This window comes from Leptotrichia sp., assembly GCF_057270615.1.
This window is the reverse complement of the sequence record NZ_DBHIXN010000074.1, coordinates 1-7,690: the sequence shown is the minus strand read 5'-3', so window position 1 is coordinate 7,690 and position 7,690 is coordinate 1. Positions and strand designations below refer to the sequence as shown.

At 28.7% G+C, this 7,690-nt stretch carries 7 protein-coding genes; all 7 read right to left on the bottom strand.

The features are described 5' to 3' along the window. Nucleotides 1–1,027 (bottom strand): M48 family metalloprotease (locus ACO409_RS09735; RefSeq protein WP_485556794.1); only part of this gene is annotated, 1,027 nt, incomplete at its 3' end. A 300-nt stretch (nt 1,028–1,327) separates the two neighbouring features. Next, nucleotides 1,328–2,077, bottom strand: a complete 750-nt coding sequence (trmD, locus tag ACO409_RS09730) for a tRNA (guanosine(37)-N1)-methyltransferase TrmD (protein ID WP_485556792.1) — start codon at nt 2,075–2,077, stop codon at nt 1,328–1,330. 244 nt (nt 2,078–2,321) lie between these two features. After that, on the bottom strand, nt 2,322–2,831 hold the full coding sequence (gene rimM / locus ACO409_RS09725; protein WP_485556790.1) for a ribosome maturation factor RimM: 510 nt from the start codon (nt 2,829–2,831) through the stop codon (nt 2,322–2,324). Nucleotides 2,832–2,864: 33 nt separating this feature from the next. Beyond that, nucleotides 2,865–3,284: a PTS-dependent dihydroxyacetone kinase phosphotransferase subunit DhaM gene (locus tag ACO409_RS09720; RefSeq protein WP_485556788.1), complete on the bottom strand. Its 420-nt coding sequence runs from the start codon at nt 3,282–3,284 to the stop codon at nt 2,865–2,867. A 110-nt stretch (nt 3,285–3,394) separates the two neighbouring features. Further along, complete coding sequence (locus tag ACO409_RS09715) at nt 3,395–3,958, bottom strand: RNA methyltransferase (RefSeq protein ID WP_485556786.1); 564 nt, start codon at nt 3,956–3,958, stop codon at nt 3,395–3,397. Beyond that, nucleotides 3,955–5,076: an O-antigen ligase family protein gene (locus ACO409_RS09710; RefSeq protein ID WP_485556784.1), complete on the bottom strand. Its 1,122-nt coding sequence runs from the start codon at nt 5,074–5,076 to the stop codon at nt 3,955–3,957. Before ACO409_RS09710 ends, ACO409_RS09715 begins: the two co-directional genes overlap by 4 nt. A 42-nt stretch (nt 5,077–5,118) precedes the next feature. Then, nucleotides 5,119–7,437, bottom strand: a complete 2,319-nt coding sequence (locus tag ACO409_RS09705) for a peptidase U32 family protein (protein WP_485556796.1) — start codon at nt 7,435–7,437, stop codon at nt 5,119–5,121. Between the last annotated feature and the right edge of the window lie 253 nt (nt 7,438–7,690).

Here is a 7,690-nt window from a genome sequence, read left to right as displayed (position 1 = left end):
GGTCATTTGTTTGGGCATTATCGTAAAAATTATAATTTCCAGGGTCATTTGTTTGAGCATTATCGTAAAAATTATAGTTTCCAGGGCCATTTGTTTGGGCATTATCGTAAAAATTATAATTTCCAGGACCATTTTGAAAAAGATACATATTCAGTTTATCAATTCTTGAAAATATATCTGGATGAGTTGACATTAGATTTGCTGCAAATTTTTTAGGAGCTTCATTTGTATCTTGTAATTGCGTCAACGCATCTCTTAACTGCTCGCCATAACCTAAGTCATACGCAAATTTATCTGCTTCATATTCTTGCTTTCTCATAGAATGTCGTACTAAAATAAGTCCTAATTTCGTATACAATCCAACAGCTATTACATAAAGAAGATCTGCTAAATGTGCAAAAATCAAGCCTCTAAGACCTTTAACGACATCATAATCATCATGATCACTGGTTGCCACTCCTAAAAAAAAGCTAATTATCCAAATCATTGCTCTGGCAATCATAAATCCACATGTCATAACTAAATTCCCAATATAGATGAATAAAAGAAAATCAGTATCTTTATTTGATAGATGTGAAAATTCATGAGCAAAAATTCCTTTGATTGCCTCATCATCTAAGTATAGCAAACCTCTTGTTACACAGACTGTATTTCTTCCTAATGCAAAAGCATTGGGATAATGATCATTTATCATATACAATCTGATATTGGGAGATAAAATTGGATCTTTCATTTTAGCTCTGGCATAAACTTCATTAAATAACGGAATTAAACGATTAAGAATCCTCGGATCAATTATTTTTTTACATCCATTTATCAATCTAAAAAACCATTCTCCTAATGAAGATAAAGTAATAGCTATCGTACCAACATATAAAGCTATTCCAAAAAGCAAACCTAATATTGGATAGTCAGGATATATTGACATAAATGGAATAATAAACATTAAAGAATTAAAGAAGAGCCATATAATGATTCCAATATTTTTGGATTTAAATAACTTTCTAAAAAAATCAATTAAATACATAATACTTTCCTCCTAATTAATATTTCATTAGCCATTTGTAAAATTCTAAAAACTCGGTAAACACTATATTTTTTTATGCCTAATTTTCTTCGCTTCCTGACAAGGGTATTTACTCCTTGCAATTATAGATACTGCTGTTATTCAATCTTTACCGCTTTTATTTTTACAATCGCCTAAATATTTTGTTATTACTTTAATTATACCATATAAAATAAAGTTTTTTCAAATTTTATTTAAACGAAGACAGAGAAAAAAAATATAGAGGCAAATAAATTTAATAAAATTTTTAATTAACTCCTTTTATTTTAATTTCAATTTATATTTTTCATAAAATTTCAAAAATTCTTTATCTTCAGACAACTTTTTCTCAAACAAATCTTCTCGATTTTGAATAGTTTTTTCAATCGACTTCATCTGCCTAAATTCATCTATTTTAGCATGATTCCCGCTTCGCAAAACTTCTGGAACAGTATAGCCATCAATTTCCACAGGTCTTGTATACTGCGGAAATCCCAAAAGTCCGTTATAAAATGAGTCAGTTTCAAAGGACTCTTTTTTTATTACACCTTCTTTTATACGGATTACAGAATCCATGATTACAAGAGATGGCAAATCTCCGCTGCTTAGCACGTAATCACCAATGGAAATTTCCTCATCTACAAACTTGTCGATTACTCTTTGATCTAGTCCTTCGTAACGTCCTGAAATAAGTACTATTTCATCTTTTTGAGAAAGTTCTGTAACTTTTTTATGGGTTAGCTGTTTTCCTTGTGGAGATAAGAAAATTACGTAAGGTTTTTTTGAATTTTCGTTGTTGTAAAATTCATAATTTTCGTAGAAGAAGTTCCAGTAGGCTTCTGGCTTTAGAACCATTCCTGCACCGCCGCCAAAGGGAATGTCATCCATTTGGCTGTGCTTATTTCTGGCATAATCTCTGATATTTACGATATTAAAATTTATGATGTCTTTATCACTTGCTCTTTTTAGGATAGTTTGTGATAAATATTGCTCAAATAGTTCTGGAAATAATGTGAGTACACTAAATTTCATTGATTTTGCTCCCTTTTATAATAATTTTTAGGCATTTGTAAACGTATAAGAATTCTTGATATGTCCGATAATTTAAATTTTTTTTATCTATACAAGGGGGCATCCCCTTGCTTTATGATATTTATTTTTATAGTAAAAATGATTTAAAACTGAACTCAAAAACTATGACTATTTTATTCAAATCTTAAATTTATATGATTTTTAATAGTTTAATTTTAAAAAAATAAAATTACATTAGATTTTATTATTCCCGCATTCCATCAATTAGAGCTACTTCGATTTTTCCATTTGGAAAATCAATTTTTGTTACAAATTCATCAATTAACGGAACCATAATTTCTTTTCCTGTATCAATATCTTCAATAATTAAGATATTATGAGCAGCAGTTTCCATTACATCAATAATTTCACCAATTTTTCTATTTTCAGAAAATACTTCCAATCCAAACAAATCTTTTATATAAAAATCATTTTCATTTTTTTCTGGCAATAAATCACGGCGAATTTTAACTTTATAGCCATTTAATTCTTTTGCATCGTCAATATTATCAATGCCTTCAAAATTTAAGATTACTTTTTTATCATTTAATCTTTTTACATCTTTTACGACAAGTAATTTTTTTTTGTCATTTTTTTCAAGAAGGATACGTTCATTTTTGATAAGTTCAATGTTTTCAAAAATTGAGTTAATTTTAACACTTCCACGTAAATGATGTGTTCCGACAATTGTTCCTATATTTACCAAGTTTTTCATTCTTTGTTATTATTTCTCGCTTTCTTAATTTTTTTAAATATCTTCTTTTAATTTTGTAAATTTTTTACTTTCTTCGGCAATCATTTTTAAATCATCTAAATCAATTCCCTTAAAATTAGCCGCTGCTGCTGAAATTACTCCTTCCAAAAGTGGAGCATCTGCAATTTTAGCTTCAATTTGCCCTTCCAGGCTTCTTATTGCCTGAACTGCATTAAATACAGAACTTCCCATATCTACAAACACAAGTGCTCCTGCTCCGTTATCAGCACGAATGATTGCTTTTTTTACATTTTCTATATTTGTTCCATAAACTTCAGTTTTTACATTTCCGCCATTTTCCAAAGCAAATTCTTCCTGCTTAAATAATTTGGCAAAATTAATAATTTCTTGTGCAAGTGTGTTACTGTGGCTTACTACTACGATTCCTACTAATTTTTTGTTTTTTTCTTCCATATTTTTATTTTTTCTCCTTTCAAATTTTTTATTAGTTATTTGTAAAAATATAAAAATTTCAATAGATTATGTTTGATAACCTAAGTTTTTTATCTATATTATAACTTTAATTAATTTTCTCCTAAAAGTCTATCCAAAATTATTGAAACAGCACTTCTCACACACAGATGGTTATACTGTGTTTTTCCACGAATTGGCTCTAAAATTTTATAAGACAAGTCCATAATTTCATTTGTAAGTCCCCATCCAGTTCCAAACAAAATTAGATATGGTGCATCATCTTCAATCATTTCCTTGCCTAAATCAGCATAGCCTACTGTATTTGGAAAAATTCTGGCTGAAGTTGTAATAATTTTTGGTTTTTTACCTTCAATTTTTTCAATTGTATTTACTGCACTTTGGACAGAATCTTCAAGTTCTGTATTTTCAAAGGCTTCATTTCGATTTTTGTTAAATTCTATTCCATTTCCCTCAGTCCAGTAGCCTATTATTCTTCCTGTCAGTTCCTTTTGGGCATCAACTGGAGTAATTATGAAATATTTTTTTATGTCATAAGTTCTGCAAGTTCTGGAAATATCGTGTATATCAAAATTTGTAACGGAAGTTGCCACAACTGTGTTATTTTTATTGTATACAGGATAATGGACAAGTCCTACATAGATGTTATCTCTCATTTTTTTGTTCCTTCCTTATTTTCAGTTTTATATTTATTTTGTATTTTTCTGTAGCCACGTATTTTTTCATTTTTTTCTTTGTAAGCCAAAGCCATAATAAATAAAAGTACAGTTTGTACCCAAAAAATTGCAAAATCAGTAAGATTGTGGACTACAATTCCAGCAATTAAAGCAATTTTCAAAACATTATTTCTATCGTTTCTTAAAATATCGTATAAATATCGTAAAAATACAGTAAGTAAAGCTATTGTTCCAATTAATCCATAACTCAAGAGCAATTCTACCAAGGCATTATGTGAATGTGGATACACGTAATTTGTAAACTTATAGTAAAAAAAGTTTCCGTGCCCATATAAAAGATTGGTTTTTTTAAAAATTCTTATTGCCATATCAATGATTTCTACTCTTAGCCAAAAATATTCTATTAGCGTGCTTTCACGCAAAAATGGAAAAATACCTGAAATTACTCCTAAAATATACGACAAAAGCATCAAAATCAATCCTACAAAGTATCTTCTTTTCAAAAAATAGAAAAAAAGTACAAATATTCCAAGAATTACTGCAATTAATGAAGATCTTGAACCTGTCAGCAAAATTGTTAAGATATTCATAATAAATACTGCAAAATTAATTTTAGACCTTTTTTCAAAAGTAAAATACAAATTTATAACTGCTGACATCATCATAATGCTTCCAAGATAATTTGGGTTAAAATATGCAAAATATCCGACTCTGCTATGCGTGAGCAAAAAGTCGATAATTCCAATAAAAAACGATATTCCAGAAAATTTTGCCATATATTCCAAATTATTTTTTTTAAATTCTACATCTACAATCAAAGTATAGTAACGTCCGACTATAATGCACAAAAATATTGGAATTGCGATTAATCCTAAAATATTTTTGTAAAAAGCAGATGTTATAAGTGAAAATCCAAGTACGACTCCCACAACAATAAGTGAATTATCTTTAAATATCTTTTTATATTCTCCATTTGTAAAAATATTTACTAATATTAAAATGCTAAATAAAATAACTAAAGCATAATGTACAAAAATTGATGCACCTAAAAGTAAATACAACTTTTCCAGATATTTCTGTTTTTTCTCAATTTCCACTTTTCCTCCTTTAATTTTAATAATCAATCATTGTATAAAAATTTATAAAACTCCCTGTTCAAAAGCGTAAGGAGTATATTTTCCACTTTTTGTATCAATGCTTTTTATAATTTTTCTTACTTCATCGTCATCTTCAAATGTAAAGTCCAGCCTTAATTCATCCAGATCTAGTTCATAAATTTCATCTAATTTTGGTATCAGGTTCATTGGCTTATTTAAATAAAGTTCGATATTATTTAGTTTGTTTTTTACAATTTTATATTTATCGTAAAATTCTCCTTCTAATTCTTTGTAATTCTCGTCAAAAATTTTATGCTCAATATACATTCCTTTTAGATAGCCATAAATTACAAGACCTTTTTTTAATTTATTGGATTTTATATTTTTTAGCTGGCGATGGCTTAATTCTGGTGATAAAAATACAGTTTCAAGATTTTTGAAGCTGGAAAACATTTCGATCGTGTAGTTATTAAAAATATTTAAGTTCCAGTCTAATGATTGACCTTTTGATCCGTATTTTTCGCCCATAATTGCCTGATAAAGATTGGAAGCTAAATTTGTTCCAATTTTTATTTTATCTGTTTTAGACAGATTTTTTTCTTTGGCAACATCAAACTGTTTTTGATAAATTTTTGTTATTCCCATTTCACGGCAGACTTTTTCTTGACTATCATTTGAAACAAGTGCTGAGATAATGGGCTTTTTATTTTGCTTCTTACTTTCTATATCTTTATTTTTACTATTTTCAGAATTTTTATTTACTTCAAAATCATATTTTTTTCGCTCGACAGCTGTTCTTTTATAAGATTCTAGCAATTTTTCTAAAAGTTCTAAAACACATTCTCTTTTTAAATTTTTTAGTTCACTAAACGGAATAAATGAAGTCCCGTCGTAATCAATCTGAATTTTTCCAAGCTCAAAAGTCGTATCTCCAAGCTCTGCGATTTTTTCGGCAATTTGCTCTTTTGTAATTAATTTTCTGGCATCCTGCTCGATAATATTTCCTTTTTTGGTAACAGAAATTATTTCATTTTTTAAATTTTCAATTTCAAGCGTAAGTTTAATTTCCTGACCTTTTTTTGCAAACAATTTGGCATTAATAGTCGCATATCTTTTGGAAATTTTTATATTGTGAATAATTCTGTCGTTAATTTCCTTAGAATAATTTTTATAAATATATTTCGTTTCTTTTGGCAATTTTCCAATGGAAATAATATCATATTTATCAGCTTTTGAAATTTTCTCTTCAGTTTTTTTCTTTTTCTTTTCAAAATCTTTTTTTCTAAATTTATTATTTTGTTTATTTTCGTTCTCTTTAGCTTCGATAATATGGATTTTATTTACATATTCTCCGCCAATCTGTTCAAAATTTTTATTTACAAATTGAACTCCATCTCCCAAAATTAATTCATCATCAATTTTAAAGTTATTTGACTCGCCAATTCTTGCCCCTAAAAAATATCCAAAATTTGAAGAATATTTAAAGTTCATAAGTTTATCATCTAAATAGAAATATCCTTTTGAATATCCACGGTTAAAGAGCTTGTAGCTTTGTGTCGGGCGTGGCGTGCCTTTTAAAATATTGTCATAATAGCTCACGGTTTCGTAGACATATTCGCTTGATTTTTTTCTTCCTTCGACTTTTATTGCATCAATTCCAATACTTTTTAGCATATTGATTTCCTTTTCCTGCAAAAGCTGGTCGTTTGGGCTTAGAAAATATGCACTTTTGCCATTTTCATCTGTAAACTTTTTACGGCAGGAATATGCACAAAGTCCACGATTTCCACTTCTTCCGCCAATAAAGCTGCTTATGTAGCAATTTCCAGAATAGGAAATACAAAGCGAGCCTGAAACAAACACTTCCAGCTCAATGTCAGTTTTTTCACGGATACTTTTTATCTCCTCAAAAGACAGCTCTCTTGCAAGACAGACACGAGTTAGTCCCAATTCCTTTAATTTGTTGGCTTCTATGTGATTTGCCACAGTCATCTGCGTACTTCCGTGAATTTTTAAGTTTGGAAAATTTTCCTTTAAAAACTTTACAAATCCCAAATCCTGTACAATCACAGCGTCAATCCCATGTTCATAAACTCTTTTGACATTATTGTACATACTGTTAATTTCGCTGTCCTTTAAAATTGTATTCAAGGTTATAAGCGTCTTAACTCCACGTGAATGAGCATAGTCAATCCCGTCAAATACCTCCTGCATAGCCAAATTTTCATTATTTCTTCTTGCTCCAAATCCTTTTAATCCAAAAAAAACTTCGTTGGCTCCAGCTTTTACTGCAGCAACTAATTTTTCATAATTTCCTGCTGGTGCCAAAATATTCATTTTTTTATTTTTTCCAAAATCCATTTCCTGTTTCAACTTAATTTTCTCTCCATTTTCCCAAATTTTTCCATTTTTTATATTATAGCAAATTTGTTATTTTTTTCCAATTTATTTTTCTACTTTGACAGAATAAAAATTTTAACAAAAGATAGCAAGAAGTCTCCGGCTTCTACAAGCGGGTGATGAATTACTTTTTTTGTAAAAAAAAATTGAAAAAAGGAGATATTTATGATATAATTTATTCAGTGAAATAATATAAAAGTAGGTGATAATAATG